General features: G+C 44.2%; 16 protein-coding genes. 9 read left to right on the top strand and 7 right to left on the bottom strand.

The window, feature by feature from the left end; translation table 11 throughout:
- Positions 1-133: 133 nt before the first annotated feature.
- The gene (locus GVN16_RS22350; RefSeq protein ID WP_166566176.1) at positions 134-1279 is read right to left on the bottom strand and encodes an AraC family transcriptional regulator; all 1146 of its coding nucleotides are present in this window, start codon (positions 1277-1279) and stop codon (positions 134-136) included.
- 122 nt (positions 1280-1401) lie between these two features.
- Between GVN16_RS22350 and GVN16_RS22345 the strand changes: the two genes are divergently transcribed.
- The gene (locus GVN16_RS22345; RefSeq protein WP_166566175.1) at positions 1402-2646 is read left to right on the top strand and encodes a 3-phosphoshikimate 1-carboxyvinyltransferase; all 1245 of its coding nucleotides are present in this window, start codon (positions 1402-1404) and stop codon (positions 2644-2646) included.
- On the opposite strand, the gene GVN16_RS22340 is transcribed toward GVN16_RS22345, so the two are convergent.
- Together GVN16_RS22340 and GVN16_RS22335 are read right to left on the bottom strand one after the other, a co-directional pair.
- Positions 2643-3458: a serine protease gene (locus GVN16_RS22340; RefSeq protein WP_166566174.1), complete on the bottom strand. Its 816-nt coding sequence runs from the start codon at positions 3456-3458 to the stop codon at positions 2643-2645. The genes GVN16_RS22345 and GVN16_RS22340 overlap by 4 nt on opposite strands.
- Before the next feature lie 66 nt (positions 3459-3524).
- Entirely contained in the window at positions 3525-5132 is a 1608-nt protein-coding gene (locus GVN16_RS22335) for an acyl-CoA carboxylase subunit beta (RefSeq protein WP_166566173.1), read from the bottom strand.
- Between the two features lie 136 nt (positions 5133-5268).
- On the opposite strand from GVN16_RS22335, the gene GVN16_RS22330 reads away from it, so the two are divergent.
- The 3 genes from GVN16_RS22330 to GVN16_RS22320 are packed head-to-tail and all read left to right on the top strand — an operon-like array spanning position 5269 to position 8057.
- The gene (locus tag GVN16_RS22330; protein ID WP_205748953.1) at positions 5269-6411 is read left to right on the top strand and encodes an acyl-CoA dehydrogenase family protein; all 1143 of its coding nucleotides are present in this window, start codon (positions 5269-5271) and stop codon (positions 6409-6411) included.
- 3 nt (positions 6412-6414) lie between these two features.
- Positions 6415-7248: a hydroxymethylglutaryl-CoA lyase gene (locus tag GVN16_RS22325; protein ID WP_166566172.1), complete on the top strand. Its 834-nt coding sequence runs from the start codon at positions 6415-6417 to the stop codon at positions 7246-7248.
- A gap of 5 nt (positions 7249-7253) precedes the next feature.
- The gene (locus tag GVN16_RS22320; protein ID WP_166566171.1) at positions 7254-8057 is read left to right on the top strand and encodes an enoyl-CoA hydratase/isomerase family protein; all 804 of its coding nucleotides are present in this window, start codon (positions 7254-7256) and stop codon (positions 8055-8057) included.
- Positions 8058-8116: 59 nt separating this feature from the next.
- Here the strand turns inward: GVN16_RS22320 and folD are convergent, their stop codons facing one another.
- On the bottom strand, positions 8117-9001 hold the full coding sequence (gene folD, locus GVN16_RS22315; protein WP_166566170.1) for a bifunctional methylenetetrahydrofolate dehydrogenase/methenyltetrahydrofolate cyclohydrolase FolD: 885 nt from the start codon (positions 8999-9001) through the stop codon (positions 8117-8119).
- Positions 9002-9504: 503 nt separating this feature from the next.
- On the opposite strand from folD, the gene GVN16_RS22310 reads away from it, so the two are divergent.
- The 4 genes from GVN16_RS22310 (at position 9505) to GVN16_RS22295 (ending at position 13365) form a co-directional block, all read left to right on the top strand.
- Positions 9505-10467: an SUMF1/EgtB/PvdO family nonheme iron enzyme gene (locus tag GVN16_RS22310; RefSeq protein WP_166566169.1), complete on the top strand. Its 963-nt coding sequence runs from the start codon at positions 9505-9507 to the stop codon at positions 10465-10467.
- 48 nt (positions 10468-10515) lie between these two features.
- A complete protein-coding gene (locus GVN16_RS22305; RefSeq protein ID WP_166566168.1) occupies positions 10516-11835 on the top strand; it encodes a Gfo/Idh/MocA family oxidoreductase in 1320 nt (439 codons plus the stop codon).
- 127 nt (positions 11836-11962) lie between these two features.
- Complete coding sequence (locus tag GVN16_RS22300) at positions 11963-12691, top strand: hypothetical protein (protein ID WP_166566167.1); 729 nt, start codon at positions 11963-11965, stop codon at positions 12689-12691.
- A complete protein-coding gene (locus GVN16_RS22295) occupies positions 12691-13365 on the top strand; it encodes a lysoplasmalogenase family protein (RefSeq protein ID WP_166566166.1) in 675 nt (224 codons plus the stop codon). The genes GVN16_RS22300 and GVN16_RS22295 overlap by 1 nt, the downstream gene beginning before the upstream one ends.
- Here the strand turns inward: GVN16_RS22295 and GVN16_RS22290 are convergent.
- Genes GVN16_RS22290 through tsaE form a run of 3 tightly spaced genes read right to left on the bottom strand, consistent with a single transcriptional unit; the run spans position 13362 to position 15432 of the window.
- Positions 13362-13766 carry a hypothetical protein gene (locus GVN16_RS22290; RefSeq protein ID WP_166566165.1) on the bottom strand — a complete coding sequence of 135 codons (405 nt, stop codon included), beginning with the start codon at positions 13764-13766 and terminating at the stop codon, positions 13362-13364. The two genes, GVN16_RS22295 and GVN16_RS22290, sit on opposite strands and share 4 nt — an antisense overlap.
- A gap of 17 nt (positions 13767-13783) precedes the next feature.
- On the bottom strand, positions 13784-14986 hold the full coding sequence (locus GVN16_RS22285) for an alanine dehydrogenase (RefSeq protein ID WP_409013195.1): 1203 nt from the start codon (positions 14984-14986) through the stop codon (positions 13784-13786).
- Positions 14987-15003: 17 nt separating this feature from the next.
- Entirely contained in the window at positions 15004-15432 is a 429-nt protein-coding gene (tsaE, locus tag GVN16_RS22280) for a tRNA (adenosine(37)-N6)-threonylcarbamoyltransferase complex ATPase subunit type 1 TsaE (RefSeq protein WP_205748952.1), read from the bottom strand.
- A 278-nt stretch (positions 15433-15710) separates the two neighbouring features.
- Between tsaE and GVN16_RS22275 the strand changes: the two genes are divergently transcribed.
- The gene (locus tag GVN16_RS22275) at positions 15711-17618 is read left to right on the top strand and encodes a penicillin-binding transpeptidase domain-containing protein (RefSeq protein ID WP_166566163.1); all 1908 of its coding nucleotides are present in this window, start codon (positions 15711-15713) and stop codon (positions 17616-17618) included.
- Positions 17619-17642 lie beyond the last annotated feature (24 nt).

Genomic DNA, 17642 nt, shown 5'->3' with positions numbered 1-17642 from the left:
CCAAAAAAATGAGAGGGATAGGAATAATGTTTTTGTAAAAGTTTTCATGACCATAAACATAACATTTAGTGAAATCTAACCGCCACAAAAATATACTTTCCAGATTGCCGAAAAGGGCTGATATTGTCTGAATTTATAAGTTCGGACACCTTTTTGGGGAGTCCGGAATCGTAATCTGTTCAATATGAATGTCTTGGGCCTTTCTGAACTCCAAAGGCGTGTACTGGGTATATTTCTTAAAAATGGCATAAAAAGTGGATTTGGAATTAAATCCGCACTCGTAACCTATGCCTTCCAGGGTCAGATTGGCGTTTTTCGGACTGACCAGCTTCTCTTTTGCTTCTTCGATACGGTAGTGATTGACAAATTCGTAAAAGCTTTTATTTAATCCCTTATTGAGTATCTCCGAGAGCTGGTAAGCCGGAATCTCCAGATAATCGGCCAGTTCTTTCAAAGTCAGCTCAGGATTGAGGAATGGCTTTTTATCCTCCATCAGTTTGGTAAGTATCACGGCCTGATCTTCATAATCATACTGCAGTACGGTAGTGGTGTCTTTTTCCGGAACCGGGGCAATGATAATTTCTTTTTCGAACATTCCGGGTTTTCTGAGAATGTGCCATGCTACATAAAAGACTATCGGTATGTTGACGATGTACAGGTTCTTGAAATAGCCCATATCAAGGTAATAGACCATAAAAGGGATCAGGAAATGTACAGCTGCCAGGAACACCAGGGTATTAAAGATCCAGTCAAACCTTACTTTCTGCAGATTGGAGTAGTTTTGCCTGATATCGAGACGGTGCTTAACCAGCCTGAGCAGGCACAAAAAGATATAGAAGACATTCTGGATGTACACAGCAAAATTAAAGAGGGTATACTTTTTAAAGAGGTAGTCTTTGTTTGAGGCATATTCTGACAGGTTTTTTAAGCCCACCGTTAAAATCTGGTAGCTGAAAAATAACAGGGCAAAAAGAAAGGGAAGGAAATGTATCAGGATCCGCCAGGGTTTGTGCTCTTTTTTGCCTGATGAACTCTCTACAAAAAGAAAAAGCAGGGGTCCCCAAAGAAATTTCAGGATCAGACCGCTGTGAATCAGATAAGGGAATGAGGCTACATATTCAGAATTATTAAATGAGACAATGCCATTGGAAACGGCATGGAGAAATAATAATAAAGCAAACAGACGTGGCGTAACCGACGTAGTTTTTTTTAGAAACAAATAGGCAGAAAGAGACAAATACAGCAAAATGCTGAAGAAATTGATGTAATTAGTTGACATTAGGCTTTATAATGGGTCAGATTCGATGCAAAATAATTTCAAATTCCCATGGGATGAAATATTATTACCATTTTTATTTCGGGCTGACTATCTTTGCGGCTCTATTTTAATACAATATAACGATGGACAGCCTTTTAATCAGGGAGAATAATAAATCATTTAATCAGAAAATACCTTTAGCATCTTCGAAAAGCGAAAGCAACCGTGCTTTGATCATCAATGCCCTCACAGGATTCAAAGGGGAGCTTTCGAACCTGGCTTCTGCAAGAGACACCCAAACGATGATCCGTTTGCTGGAGTCCAATGATGCCGTGGCTGATGTCCTGGACGCAGGTACAACAATGCGTTTTCTGACTGCTTATTTTTCGATCACCAACCAGCAGAAGAAGATGACCGGAACGCCAAGGATGTGCGAAAGGCCGATTGGTATCCTGGTGGAAGCCCTTAAGTCTTTAGGTGTGAAAATAGAGTATCTTGAGAAAGAAGGCTACCCGCCACATCAGATCCATGGGTTTCCGGAGCAGCTGACTTCCGAACTTTCGATCAGGGGAGATGTGAGCAGTCAGTATATTTCTGCTTTGCTGATGATTGCCCCCTTGTTGCCCCAGGGCCTGAAAATTAATCTTACAGGCGAAATCGGTTCTATTCCTTATATCCAGATGACCATCCGCCAGATGGAAGCTTTTGGTGTAAAAGTGGAAGAAAACTGGGAAGCTAAAACTTTGAGTGTCGCTCCGCAGGTATACAAGCCTGTTGCCTATAAAATTGAATCCGACTGGTCCGGAGCTTCTTACTGGTACAGTATCGTGGCTCTGGCTAAGGATGAGAATTCACGCGTTGAGTTGCTGGGTTTAAAAGAGAACTCTTTACAGGGAGACAGTGCTATCGTGGCAATTATGGACCAGTTAGGGGTTAAAAGTACTTTTACAGCTGAAGGCGTGCTTCTTGAGAAACAGCCACCGGCTGCTTCACTGGAGTGGGACTTTACCAATTGCCCGGATCTTGCCCAGACTGTGGCTGTTACTGTGGCCGCTAAGAGAATTCCAGCTGTTTTTACGGGTATTGAAAGCCTGAAGATCAAAGAAACCGACCGGGTAGTAGCCTTGCAGAATGAGCTGAAAAAAATCAATGCCGACCTGGTAGAGGTTGAATCAAACACCAGGTATGAAGTACGTTCTGATTTTAATAAATCAAACCTTGCAGCTGCACCGCTGATCAAAACTTACGAAGATCACCGCATGGCCATGGCTTTTGCTCCGCTGGCTATGCTCATCGATGTTGAAATCGAAGAGCCGGGTGTGGTGGTTAAATCGTATCCGAGCTTCTGGGATGACCTTGAAAAGGTAACGGAAGTGGTAAAGGGCTAATCTACCTGGTATTTTACCCTTTTTTCGTCCAGAAACCTGAGGATGGCCTCTACGTGCACTCCCCAGCCTACATTCAGGAATTGATTTTCTTCAATTTCCTTATCGTCTTTTTTGATGGTGGGAGAAAAACCCAGTGGAAGATGATGGGTCTGAGACTGTATAGCCCAGATTTTTCCGTCCTTATCAAAAGTTGGTCCGCCGCTCTGGCCTCTGAGTCCCGGAGTCGAGGTCTCCAAGAATTTGTAGTCAAATTTGCCGTCCGGGCTTTTTCCCGTGATGATGTTGCGGGTATAAATACCGTCGATCGGAAATGAAGGTATCGGAAAAACAGACGGATCAAACCTGAACTGGTTGTTCTTTTCATCAAAAGTAGCTTTGACATCATAAAACGGATACCCGAGCTTGCACAGACTGGTGCCCGGCTCCAGTTTTCGCGGATCTTTGAATACAGGATAAGTCTTGACAAAGTCAGGATTATAATTCTCGATCTTTCCTATTGCCAGGTCATTTTCCCCTAAAATGTGGAATTGCCGGATAAAGTGATGATCTGCTCCGAACCAGATGGAATGATTGCTGATCCATTTCGGGTCAATTTTCGCTCCTGTCTTGGCATTGTATTGTTCTATTTCAGCCTGGTGCTTGTGATACGTCAGCAAAGAGTCCAGGATATGGCCTGCTGTGGCAATCCAGCCTTCTTTGTTGATAATGACAAAACTGCCCACGCCGCTGGTGACAGTGCCGTCATAAAACCTGTTGGAGATCAATAAGGGATGTGTGTACTGACTGGATATTTTATAAGCTTTCGAGAACATACTGTTTGATTTTTTATCATTGCGGGACAAGATCAGTAATAAATTCCGGATTTGAATAAAACAGTCCTAGGTTTGTATCACGCCCACTTTATATTCGCCTTCAATGGGGGCATGATTGGCGGCGTCAATCCCAACAGAGATAATCCGCCGGGTTTCTGCCGGGTCAATGACCCCGTCTACCCATAACCTGGCTGCGGCGTAATAAGGACTCAGCTGCTCATTGTACCGGTCGGTTATCTTTTTGAGCAATTCCTCTTCTGTTTGCGGGTCGATTTCTATTCCCTTAGCTTTCATCGCCGATTCCTGTATCTGTAGGAGGGTTTTTGCGGCAGTAGCTCCACTCATGACGGCCATCCTGGCACTTGGCCAGGCATAAATAAGCCTCGGGTCATAGGCTTTACCACACATCGCATAATTACCCGCCCCGTAAGAATTTCCGACAATAAATGTGAATTTAGGGACAATCGAGTTGGCCATAGCATTGACCATCTTGGCCCCGTCTTTGATAATGCCTCCTTGCTCGGAGCGGCTGCCCACCATAAACCCTGTGACATCCTGGAGAAAGACCAGCGGGATACGCTGCTGGTTGCAGTTCATGATAAAACGGGCGGCTTTGTCTGCCGAGTCAGAATAAATAACCCCGCCCATCTGCATTTCGCTGGAACCCATAGGTTTTTTGGCTTTGACTATTTTACGTTGATTGGCCACAATTCCTACGGCCCAGCCGTCAATTCTGCCTAAGCCGCAGATGATGGTTTTGCCGTAATCGGGTTTATATTCTTCAAATTCGTTCCGGTCGGTCAGGCATTCTATGATGTTGAGCATATCATAGGGTTTCAGCGGGTCTTCCGGCATGATGTCATAGATTTCTTCCGGTTTTCTACCCGGCTCGCCGGGAGTGATCCTGTCAAAGCCGGCTGTGGTTTTATGGCCGAATTTGCCCACTACTTTTTTGATGGCATCCAGGCATTCTTCATCCGTTTTGAATTTATTATCGGTCACGCCTGAGATTTCAGAATGCGTAGATGCTCCGCCCAGCGTTTCGCTGTCGACGTCTTCACCGATCGAGGATTTAACCAGGTAAGGTCCGGCCAGGTAAACGGAGCCAGAGCCTTCCACGATATAGGCATAGTCTGATAAAATAGGTAAATAAGCCCCGCCGGCCACACATGGACCCATGATGGCTGCGATCTGTGGAATGCCCATCGCCGACATTTTTGAGTTGTTCCTGAAAATCCTTCCGAAATGCTCTTTATCAGGAAAAACCTCGTCCTGCATCGGCAGGTAAACCCCTGCTGAATCTACGAGGTAAATAACCGGAAGTTTGTTTTCCATGGCTATTTCCTGGGCCCTCAGGTTCTTTTTGGCACTGATCGGAAACCAGGCCCCGGCCTTCACGGTGGCGTCGTTGGACACCAGGACACATAAGCGGCCCGAAACATAGCCTAAACCACAAACGGCCCCTCCATTGGGACAGCCGCCTTCTTCGGCATACATGCCGTCGCCGGCAAAGGTCCCGAATTCTGTAAAGTGCTGAGGGTCATCGAGTAAGTAATTGATGCGTTCCCTTGCTGTCAGCTTTCCCTTCGATTTATGTTTTTCTATCTTTTTTATTCCACCCCCCAGTTTTAGCTTTTCAAACCGTTCCGTTAATTCTTTCAGTAATGTTTGCATTTGTGTATTTAACTTTGTTTATTAGCAAATATGTGATATTTTTTCTTAGAAAAAGGATAAATGTGCACAAAGATATTTATATTTGTTGTCATATTAATATTTAGTATGACAATTTAATCAAAAAAGCTACAACACAATGGAACAAATTGAAATGGAAGAACAATTGTCGATGATCAAGGCAAGTGCAGCGGAATTTGCACAAACACACATTCTTCCCCATGTGATGGAATGGGACGAGCAGCAGGTTTTTCCTGTTGATTTGTTCAGGAAGCTGGGAGAACATGGATTTATGGGGATTCTTGTTCCTGAAATTTACGGAGGAAGCGGGCTGGGTTATCAGGAATATATCACGATCCTGGATGAAATCTCTAAGGTCTGCGGTTCTATCGGTTTGTCTGTTGCAGCTCACAACTCATTATGCACCAATCATATACTCAGTTTTGCTAATGAAGACCAGAAAATGCACTACCTGCCGAAACTGGCTTCAGGGGAGTGGATAGGAGCCTGGGGGCTTACAGAAGCCACGACGGGTTCTGATGCGGGAGGTATGGAAACGACGGCAGTGGAAGATGGTGATTACTTTGTGATCAACGGGTCCAAAAATTTCATTACCCATGCCATCAGTAGCCAGGTGGCGGTGGTCATTGCCAGAACAGGGCCGAAAGGAGACAAACACGGTATGACGGCTTTTATCATTGAAAAAGGTACGCCGGGGTTTTCTTCAGGTAAAAAAGAGAATAAATTAGGTATGCGGGCTTCTGAAACGGCCTGCCTGTTTTTTGACGGCTGCCGGGTGCACAAGGACCAGGTGGTCGGAGAAGTGGGCGATGGCTTTGTTCAGTCGCTTAAGTTGCTCGACGGCGGGAGGATCTCCATTGCGGCACTTTCGCTCGGGATTGCCCGCGGAGCGTATGAATGTGCCCTTAAATATGCTTTGGAAAGAAAACAATTCGGAACGGAGATCTTCAATTTTCAGGGGGTAAGTTTCAAACTGGCCGAAATGGCTACTGATGTCGAAGCTTCTGAACTGCTGATCAGAAAAGCCGGAGAAATAAAGAACAGCGGAGGCAAAGTGACCAAAATATCGGCCATGGCCAAGCTTTTTGCGTCTGAGGCGGCAGTTAAGGTTTCCAACGAAGCTGTTCAGATCCTGGGAGGATACGGCTTTACGAAGGATTTCCCGGCAGAGAAATTTTTTAGGGACGCCAAGTTGTGTACGATCGGTGAAGGAACCAGCAATATCCAGAGAATGGTTATTGCGAGAGAGATCAGTAAATAAGAGATGCTTAAAATTATTGAATGCCCCAGAGATGCGATCCAGGGATTGGAGCGGTTTGTTCCAACCCAGGCAAAGATCAGATATATCAATACACTGTTGCATTCCGGGATTTTTGATACGATCGATTTCGGGAGTTTTGTTTCTGCCAAAGTGATTCCCCAGATGGCTGATACCGCTGAGGTGATCAGGGGGTTGGACCTGGGCGGGACCAGAACAAAACTGCTGGCCATCATTGCCAATGAGCGGGGGGCTGAAGAAGCCGCTGCTTTTGAGGGTATTACTTATCTCGGGTACCCTTTTTCTGTCTCGGAGACTTTTCAGCTGAGAAATACGAAGGCCACTATTGCAGAGTCGCTTGACAGGGTGAAGTTCATGCAGGAATTGTGTGAAAAATCAGCCAAGCAACTCGTCATTTATATATCCATGGGCTTTGGGAATCCTTACGGTGACCCCTGGTCTGCGGAGGTGGTGCTGGAGTGGATTGACCGCCTGAAGCAGCTGGGTATTAAAATCTTTTCTCTTTCGGATACCATCGGTGTGGCAGAGCCGAAAATCATTACCTACCTGCTTCAAAACCTGATTCCCGTTTATCCTGACCTTGAAATCGGGGTGCATCTGCATACCCGGCCAGGTAGCTGGGAGTCTAAAATTACGGCAGCTGATGAAGCGGGTTGCCGGCGTTTTGACGGGGCTATTCTCGGTTACGGAGGATGTCCGATGGCCGACGACAAACTTGTGGGGAATATGCCCACAGAAAATATGCTGCAATTCTTTAATTTAGCATCCCATGATCAGATTGAAGCCCTGAAACTGGCTTTCACAGAAATGATTTATTGAAAACTATGTCAGACAACAGTGCGTCCGTATTTGAAGTGCCTTTTATTTACATCAAAGTAAGACAGGAAGAACATGTTTTTTACCTGACCCTGGCCAGGCCTGGAAAAAGAAATGCATTTACGCCTGTGATGGTATCTGAAATGGCATTTGCTTTCAAAAAAGCCAATGAGTCGCCTGAGGTAAGGGTAGTGGTGATCGAAGCGGAGGGCCCGGTGTTTTGTGCCGGAATGGACCTGAATGTATTCAATAATCCGGAGACGGAGGCTGGAAATCCCCTTGTCCCGGTATCGGATATTCCTTTGGCAGAAGCGGTGTCGCAGCTTGATAAACCTTCCATAGCCCTGGTAAAGGGTCCGGTGATAGCCGGTGGTTTTCTCATCATAGGTGAATGTACTTTCGTGGTGGCAGGTCCTGAAGCAAGTTTCAGCTTGCCGGAGGTAAAAAGAGGCCTTTTTCCGATGCAGGTCATGGCTACCTTGTCCAAATCCATGAGCCAACGGAAACTGCTGGAAATGTGTATCCTTGGTAACACCTATTCGGCCATTGATGCCCTGGAAATGGGACTGATCACCCATCTGACGGAAGATCCTGAAATGCTCACCAGGCAATTGGCTGAACAAATTTCTGACAACGCCCCCTTTGCGATAAAAAAGGGAATAGAAGCATTGAAAACTCTGGGCTCATTGCCGGAGGCAGGGCACCAGAAATACCTTAAAACAAAACTGGAAGAAATCAGGTCATCAGAAGATGCCCGTGCAGGCTATGAAGCTTTTAAGTCAAAAAGTAAACCTGTATGGAAGAATAAATAAGCTATGCCATGATATTTCGTAGAGACGTTGCATGCAACGTCTCTACTTTTTTTATTACGTTATTTGCCATACACCAAACCCTGTGAAGCCAGCAGGGTATTGTGCATCAGAGCAGCTACGGTCATCAATCCTACACCGCCCGGCACGGGAGTAATATAACTCGTTTTCGGAGCCACTTCGTCAAACTTAACGTCGCCTTTCAAAGCAAAGCCACTCTTTTTAGAAGCGTCAACGACCCTGGTAAGACCGACGTCAATCACCACCGCACCTTCCTTGACCATTTCGGCTGTAATGAATTCAGGTTTTCCAAGGGCGGCCACCAGTATGTCGGCCTGACGGCAGATTTCAGGAAGGTTTTGGGTACGGCTGTGAACCAGGGTTACGGTGCAGTTGCCCGGATACGTATTTCTCTGCATCAGGATACTCATCGGTAGACCCACGATCTGGCTGCGGCCCACTACCACGCAGTGTTTACCTGCCGTTTCAATATTATATCTTTTGATCAGCTCCAATACGCCGAAAGGGGTCGCCGAAATATAAGAAGGCAGTCCTTTGGCCATACGGCCGATATTGATGGGATGGAATCCGTCCACATCTTTTTTAGGATCTATAGCCTCGATGATTTTATCAACGTTGATATGGTCAGGGAGCGGAAGCTGCACAATAAAGCCGTCCACGTCTTCATCCTGGTTGAGCTGTCCGATGATCTCAAGCACTTCAGCTTCGCTGGTGGTGGCATCTCTTCTGACCAGGGTCGATTTAAAGCCGATCTGCTCGCAGGATTTTATCTTGCTGGATACGTAGGTTTCGCTGGCTCCGTTGTCACCAATCAGTACTGCGGCCAGGTGGGGGATCTTGCCTCCTTTGAGTTTTATATCTTCTACTTTTTCTCTTAACTCTTCTTTTACCTGAGCGGAGATCAGCTTGCCATCAATAATATTCATACGTTAATCAGATAATTTGTTATAAAAATCGCCGCAAAGATACTTATTAACTTAATACGAAAACCGGAAAAGCCTGATGAAGTGATGAATCCGGAAGATAATCCCGGACCGGCTGTATTTTCTACCGGTTGCATAAAGGCCCTTCCGGCAAAAAATGCGGGAAATCTGGGATATGATAAGGCTTATGTCATTCACAGGAGCTTGAAAATAAGAGACGAATTGTAAACGTATATGTTATATAGTTTATATGTTCTCCGGCGTTTAAAATGTTGTTTTTCTGGGATTGTCCGGAAAGGAGATCCGGAAGTAAGCGGTGTGCTGTTTTGTTGCCGTATTTGAATTTACAAGCGGAGGGCATGAATCTTAAATCCAGAGGCCTGACTTCCGGAGTTCCGGCCTGTGTCCGGATTCTTTTAAGAAATATTATTTTTTTAATAAGCAGTATTAGAAATTCAAAAAGAAATAATTACTTTCGTATCAAAAGTTAAAACTTAATTAAAAGAATGTCCAAATCAGTTGTTTTATTGTTTCTTGTTCTGCTCATTACTTTTTCATTTCAACCACAAGATTTTACGTCGTATACAGAAAAAATCCCCAACACCAACCAGGCTGTAGACATGATAGCGATTCAGGGAGGAGATTTTTTAATCGGAAGTCCTGAGACCGAAGCTTTGAGAAGAGATGATGAAGGCCCGCAGAAAAAAGTGGTTATCAGTCCTTTCTGGATGTCTAAATATGAAGTTACCTGGGACAATTATCTTGTTTTCCAAAACAAAGAACTCGAGACCAAAGTGATCAGTGCCCCGAAAGTGGATGCTGTGGCCCGTCCTACCAAACCTTATGTTGAAATGTCTTTCGGACAAGGTAAGCTGGGTGGTTTCCCGGTTTGTAATGTGACGCAGTTTGCAGCCCGCCAGTTTTGCAAATGGCTGTATGAAAAAACCGGTAATTTCTACAGACTGCCAACTGAAGCAGAGTGGGAATATGCCGCCAGAGCAGGTTCTAAAACGCCTTATTATTTCGGAGAAGCCGGAGACCAGCTGGGCGATTATGCCTGGTTTTTTGAGAATTCCGACGGAGCTTATAAAAAAGTGGGTTTGAAAAAACCGAATGCCTGGGGTTTATATGACATGTATGGTAATGTGGCTGAATGGACTTCAGATCAGTATGTGGCTGATTTTTACGGTAAGCTGACTGACGGTGCCAAAGATCCTGCTAATAAGGCAGTTACATTGTATCCTCATACCATTAAAGGCGGACATTGGGACGATGACGCTGAAATGCTGAGAAGTGCTTCAAGAAGACCTTCGACCATAAGACTCAAGCAAAGGGACCCGCAGATTCCGAAATCTGACTGGTGGCTTACAGATGCTCCGTTCCTTGGTTTCAGGATCGTGAGGCCTCTGAATCCTCCTTCTGCCAAAGAAATTGAGGAATATTTTGCCCGGCCTCCAAAAGATATGTAAAAAAATTGTAAATTTATAAATCTAATAATTTAATTCAACCTTACAAAGATGACTGATAATTTTAAAAGAAGAGATTTTATTAAGACCACAGCTGCCGCAACGGTAGGGGGTCTTTCACTGGCCGGTCTTCCGGGACAGGCTCAGGGTTCTTACTATGTAGATGGTAATGACCAGATTAAAGTGGCTTTGATCGGCTGCGGCGGACGTGGTACCGGTGCAGCATTCCAGGCTTTGTCTGTAAAAGAAAATGTGGTTCTGGTAGCGATGGCCGATGCCTTCAAAGACAGAATAGATGGTTGCTACAGCTCTCTGACTTCGGAAAAAAATGTGAAGATCAAAGACAAAGTAAAAGTTGCTCCTGAAAACAAATTCGTAGGTTTTGACGGTTATAAAAAAGCGATTGCTCTGGCAGACGTTGTGATCCTGACCACTCCTCCGGGTTTCAGACCTATACATTTTGAAGAGGCTGTAAGACAGGGTAAGCACGTGTTCATGGAAAAACCTGTTGCTACTGATGCTCCGGGTATCCGTCGTGTACTGGCTGCTGCTGAAGAGTCTAAAAAGAAAAATCTTAAAGTGGTAGTAGGTCTTCAGAGACACTACCAGACTTCATATCTTGAAACCTACAAAAGGGTGATTGACCAGAAGATGATCGGAGACATCGTGGCTGCGAGATGTTACTGGAACAATGACGGGGTGTGGGTAAAGAAAAGAGAATCACAAATGACCGAAATGGAATACCAGATGAGAAACTGGTATTATTTCGTGTGGTTGTGCGGTGATCATATCTGTGAGCAGCACATTCACAATATCGACGTGGTCAACTGGTTCAAAAACGGTCACCCGACTGAAGCTGTTGGTATGGGTGGACGTGAAGTAAGAAAAGGCAAGGAATACGGTGAGATCTTTGATCACCACTATGTGGAGTTCAAATATGATGATGGCATGATCTTAAGCAGCCAGTGCCGTCACCAGCCGGGTACCGTTTCTGACGTTTCAGAGCATCTGATCGGAACGAAAGGAAGGGCCACAGAAGGAAAAATTTTCGATCTTCAGGGCAAAAGCCTCTGGAGACACAGAGATACGGAAGATAAAAACCCTTATCAGGTAGAGCATGATGTCCTTTTCGATTGTATCGTAAACAACAAGCCGGTTAATGATGCCGAATGGGGTGCTATGAGTACTATGACATCTATCTTTGGCAGGATGGCGACTTATTCTGGTCAGAAACTTAAATGGGATGATGCTATCAATTCTAATATCAGCCTGATGCCTGATGCCTTTACCTGGGATACGCTTCCAAAAACATTACCGGACGCAGACGGGTTCTATCCGATACCTGTTCCGGGTAAAGCTAAAGTGATTTAATACCTTTGGCTCTTAAAAGACACCAGTTCGATGTATATATTTGTCAGGTTTGCATTGGACTGGTGTTTTTTTATATACTTATGTCAGCTTTGAATGAGTAAATAATTTACTTGTAGTGCTTATTATAATGAGAAGACTATTTTTGGTTTTTATTATTTTAGTTGGCGTCTTTGGCATATACAACCTCTGGATCGAGGAGAAATTTTATTTCAAAGTTTTTAGTTTCATTTTCATTCCTTTGCTGTTAACTTTTTACGTGGTTTACAGGACATCGCTATGGAATAAATTTGATTACCTTCTTATCCTTTGTTTGCTTTTTGCTTATTTGACGGATGTCCTTAATGTGATTGAGTTTGAAACCATTCTGAAAATTCAGATTCAGATTGCTTTTGTATTTATATATCAGCTTTTATACATCATCATTTTCAGGAAAGAAGGAGCTTTTCTGGTGCATAATTCATTTTATGACTCCATAAAAATCTTTGGCCCTGCACTGATCGTGTTTATACTCTTCGGGTATTTCCTGGACGAGTCCAGCGACCTGTCTTATTTCCTTTTGTTTATCTGTTCTATTCAGATTGTATTCTTTACGGTACTGGCTCTGTTCAGACCGGCTAAGGTGACGAGTTATGCACTTGTTTCCATCGGAGCATCCTTTATTTTTTCTTCAGATATCCTGTATGTATTTTATTTCTTCGTTTCTCAAAAACTAAGTATATATCTTTTCAGTTATACGTTTTATGTGATAGCTCAGGTATTGCTTGTTTATGGGTTAATGCTGAATTTCAATGACGGGATATCCAGGAAGATTATATCACTTTCTATTTTTGAATCAAAAAATGACAAAATAAGCTGATGAAACGTAAGGAGCTTTACATATTAGGAGCTTTAACATTCATTGAAATTGTTTCATATCATTTTTTGCCGATGGGGGTCAATTTCCTCTTTAAACCGCTTCCTTCGTTATTTATCATCTACACCTACTGGGCCAGGGTCAAAGACAGTATCGGGATCAAGGAGCAGTTGTTTTTTACTTCTTTTTTGTTTTCGATCCTCGGTGAATTTGCTTTTAATTTCAGGGCGGAGGTGCTGGGACTTATGCTCGTGCTGCTGTTCTATCTCATTGAACACCAGTTATATATTATGATTTTCAGGCGTGAGAAGGCCATTGCCTACGGAATAGAACATAGCAATTACTTCCAGAAAGGACTTCCCTATATCATCATCTCTTTTATCTTTTTCGGAGTCTTCCTGATGAACAGCGTACCTGACCGTAACTTCATCATGGTGTTGCTTTACGTGGTTCAGCTCGCTATCCTGGGGACGCTCTCATTGCTGAGGCCGGCAGAGCCTTACAGCAAGACCATCATTATTGTAGCCATAGCCGTAAATACTTTCTCTGACGCCATTTCGTCCATTCATCTGTTCGTAGGCCATTTTGCCCTGGAATATTCTATTATCCGGGTTACTTTTGTGGCCTCAAAATACATGATGGCAATAGGGCTGGCTCAGAAGAGCCCTTCAAATTAATCCTCAGGAAACGGCACGTAGATAAATCCGGCGAAGTTCTGGTCAATCACAAAAAGGCAGCAATATTCTTCGGGATCCTTATAGTTCTCTTTAAACAAGCCTTCCGATTCTTTACCCACAATTTCAAGGGCAAGAAACTCTTCTATGAAAGAAGCCTTGTAGTCATAAAGGGTGCTGAAGTCTGATTTGTTAAAGAGCATGTTCCCGACGTCGACACTCTCAAGAGCCAGCACGAATATGGGAAACTCTGAGAACTTTCTTTTTCTTATCTGGTAAGACGCTTCTTTAAGGTGTTCGCAGACTTTAATAAAGTCGGAAGACACTTTCCCTAAAAGTTTTTTATCAAGATCAGGAGAGTTGGCGTCATCCATGATCATATTTTCATTGCTGTGATTTATCATAATCTGATTAAGTAAATTTAAATTCTGGCTGCCAGCAGAAGACCCAGGTCCCTGTATCTTAAATTGAATTTTTGGGCCAGATGGTAATTGGTGATGCTCCCTTTGTAGGTATACACTCCCTTCATAAACCATTTATTCGTAAAAATCATTTCCTCAATGCCTCCCAATGTGCCTGTTTTGATCAGGAAAGGGGAAAATATATTACTGAGGGTAATGCTTGCTGTATGGGCAAACCTGGAAGCTATATTAGGTACGCAATAATGGATGACATCGTGTTTTTTGAAAACAGGTTCCCTGTGGTTGGTCATTTCAGACGTTTCGAAACAGCCTCCCTGGTCGATCGCCACATCGATGATGATAGAATTGGGTTTCATTTTCGAGACCATTTCTTCAGTCACCACCATAGGCGACTGGCCTTTTTCGCCCCTCATGGCCCCGATCACCACATCGGCATCTTCAAGGGCTTTGGACAAAGTCTCCGAATCAATGATGGAAGTGAAAATCCTGTTTCCTACGGCGTATTGCAGCCGCTGCAGTCTATAAATATGGGTATCGAAAACCTTAATGTCTGCTCCAAGGCCCAAAGCTGTTCTGGTGGCATATTCGGCTACTGTGCCTGCTCCTAAAATAACCACACGGGTAGGAGGTACGCCTGTGATACCTCCCAGGATGATACCTTTGCCGTTCTGGATGCTGTTGAGGTATTCGGCAGCAATCAGTAAAACGGTACTCCCGGCGATCTCGCTCATGGCCCTGATAACGGGAAAATCACCTACTTTGTCTTCGATGTGTTCGAAAGCTATACCGGTTATCTTCTTATCGTTGAGCTGGTCAAAGTATGATTTGGAAAGGTTAGGCAGATTCAGGGTAGAGATGAGTGTGCTTTCCGGTTTGATGATCTCAAATTCTTCTGAAACGAGCGGCTCGATTTTCAGGATGACATCCGAAGCAAAAACCTCTTTATGAGAATAAACCAGCCTGGCACCGGCATTGGAGTATTCTTCGTCGGAAAAATTGGCCCCGTCACCGGCTCCTTTTTCCACATTGATTTCATGGCCGTTTCGGACGAGGATGGAAACGGCATCCGGTGTCAATCCGATGCGGTTTTCCTGGTAAGAGATTTCCTTAGGTAATCCAATGGTCAGGCTTTTGGACTTTTTCCGGGTCGCAAAAGGGGATTCCTTGGGGATAATCGCCGATTGTAATGCTAGATCTTTCAATAACTGCGATGCCATATTTACGGGTTACATTTGACGTTAATGTTTCTTCCTCCTTCTGAGGACTGAGACAATTCGATGCTTATATGATTGTCGGGAAGCAGTTCCTCGATCCTGTCCGGCCATTCAATCAGGCACAGGTGTCCGGAATCAAGGTATTCTTCCATGCCAAAATCAAGGGCTTCTTCATAAGTTTCCAAACGGTAACAATCAAAATGATATATTTTCGAGTGATCGCATAGGTGCTCATTCACTATGGAAAACGTCGGGCTCTGGATATCTTCCGTGACCCCGAGGGCTTTACAAATGTATCCGATCAGGGTCGTTTTGCCGGCACCGAGATTGCCGTTGAACAACCAGATGGTCTCTTTGCCGGCAAAATCAATGAGCTTCAGAGCGACCTCCGGATACTCCTCTTCCGGTACATTTTCAAAGTTTATCTCTTTCAATACTAAAGAAAAGTTTTTACAAAATTACGAATATTTTTTTGAGCTGCCTTCATAATGAAACAGTTTGAGTTTTTTTGAATGCTGAAATCAGGGAAATAGTTTCCGTCTTGCTCGGAATGTTCAAAAAATGTGGTTTTTTTGGCTTTTTACGGTATAAATCAGGCCGCCGCTTGCCATAAAATAAATTTTTTAACGTTTGGAAATAAATTAAGAAACAATCATAAATTAAAGCCGAATTTTTTAGAAATTTGCATGATTTTTAAATCTTCCCCGAATTTATGTTAGAAAACCGCAAGCAAATTATTTTGTTTTTTTTCTATACAATTGGTATTATTTACCTGAGCAGACTATTGTTTCTTCAGGTGATAGACTCTAAGTATCAGTCACTTGGATCCACAAACTCCATTAAGCGTGAAGTGCAGATTCCTTTACGCGGTCAGATTTACGACCGTACAAGAAAGCTGATGGTTGCCAACGTGGAAGTATACGACATGTATGTCGTACCCAAAAATGTAAAAGATCTGGATACCCTCAAATTTTGTAACCTGTTTGGTATCGACAGGCACTATTTTGACAGCACCCTGAATGCAGCCAAGAAATTTTCGATGAAGCGTGCTTCACTGTTTCTTCGACAGCTCTCAAAAGAAGATTTTGCCAGGGTGGCCGATGCCCTTATCCAGTTTCAGGGCTTTACTTTTGAGCAGTCTTTTTTCAGGACTTATCCCGGAAACACGATGTCCAATGCCCTGGGTTATATCGGCGAAATTCCCAAGTCGCAATTTGAAGAACAGGAAGAGGAATATTACCGGAAGGGGGATTATATCGGTCTTACCGGATTGGAAAAACAATATGAGCTGACCCTCCGGGGGCAGCGGGGGGTGCGGTTTAAGCTGATGAATGTGAATGCCGAAGACAAAGGACGGTATGCGGACGGGGAATTTGATACACTTGCCGTGATCGGTAAAAATTTATATTCGACCATAGACCTGGAAGTGCAGCAGCTAGCAGACAGCCTGTTCCAGGGGAAAGTAGGCTCAGTAGTAGCCATTGAGCCATCTACAGGTGAAATACTGGCCCTGGGTTCTTACCCGACTTATGCTCCGAGTCTGCTTTCAGGACGTGAGTTTTCAAAGAATTTCTCTGTTCTGAGCCGTGATCCTGATAAACCTTTGCTTAACAGGGCCACTACGTCGTTTTACAGACCCGGTTCCACCTTTAAGTTGGTGCAGGCAGCCATCGGCCTGGAAATGGGGGTAATCACTCCTTCTACTTCCTTTGTAGGAGCTCCCACGGCGTTCCGTTATCACAGCGGTGCTTACGAAGCAGCTAACCTGAACAATGCCATCCAGTTGTCGAGTAATCCGTATTTCTTTAATGTATTCAGAAAAGTGATCGGTAATAACGCTGAGACGAATCCTTTCAAGTCGGCCAGAACTGGTTTAAAGACCTGGCACGAGATCGTTGAAAGATTTGGTTTCGGAGTTAAGCTCGGAATTGACCTTCCCGGTGAGAAAAAGGGGCTTTTGCCGGATGTGGAGTATTACGACAAGATATATGGCAAGTCGCAGTGGAAATATTCCAACATCTATTCGGTGAGTATCGGTGAGGGTGAGCTGGGGGTTAACGTTTTGAAGCTGGCCAACGTGGCGGCTACCATTGCCAACAGAGGCTACTGGAAAACACCCCACCTGGTCAAAGGAATCGGTTTTAACGGCGAGAAAATTGATGACAGCAAGATAGAAAAGCATGACACGCAGATAGACGCGAAGCATTTTGAGGCTGTCATTAACGGTATGGCACTGGTAGTTAAAGCCGGTACCGGCCGTCAGGCAGGTCTTCCGGACATAGAAGTATGTGGTAAGACAGGTACTTCCCAGAACAAGAAGGGAGAAGATCACGCCATCTTTATAGCATTTGCACCGAGGGTTAATCCTAAAATTGCGATAGCGGTGGTGGTTGAAAATGCCGGGTTCGGTGGATCCGCTTCTGCACCCATATGCGGGCTTTTAATTGAAAAATACCTGAAAAGAAAAATAGAGAGGACGGCTTACAAAGAGCAGGTGATGAGCAAGAGGTATTCGACCGTGGCAGCAGGGCATTCAAAAACCAAAATCGCCCCTGTTAAAAACGCCGCTACCACCAGGGCTACGCCTCCGGCAGGGGAAGTGAAAAAAACAAATCAATAAAAATCTAAATACTAATAACTTTTA

This window comes from Emticicia sp. CRIBPO (assembly GCF_009905725.1).
GTDB lineage: Bacteria > Bacteroidota > Bacteroidia > Cytophagales > Spirosomataceae > Leadbetterella.
This window is presented reverse-complemented; position numbering and strand designations above follow the sequence as displayed.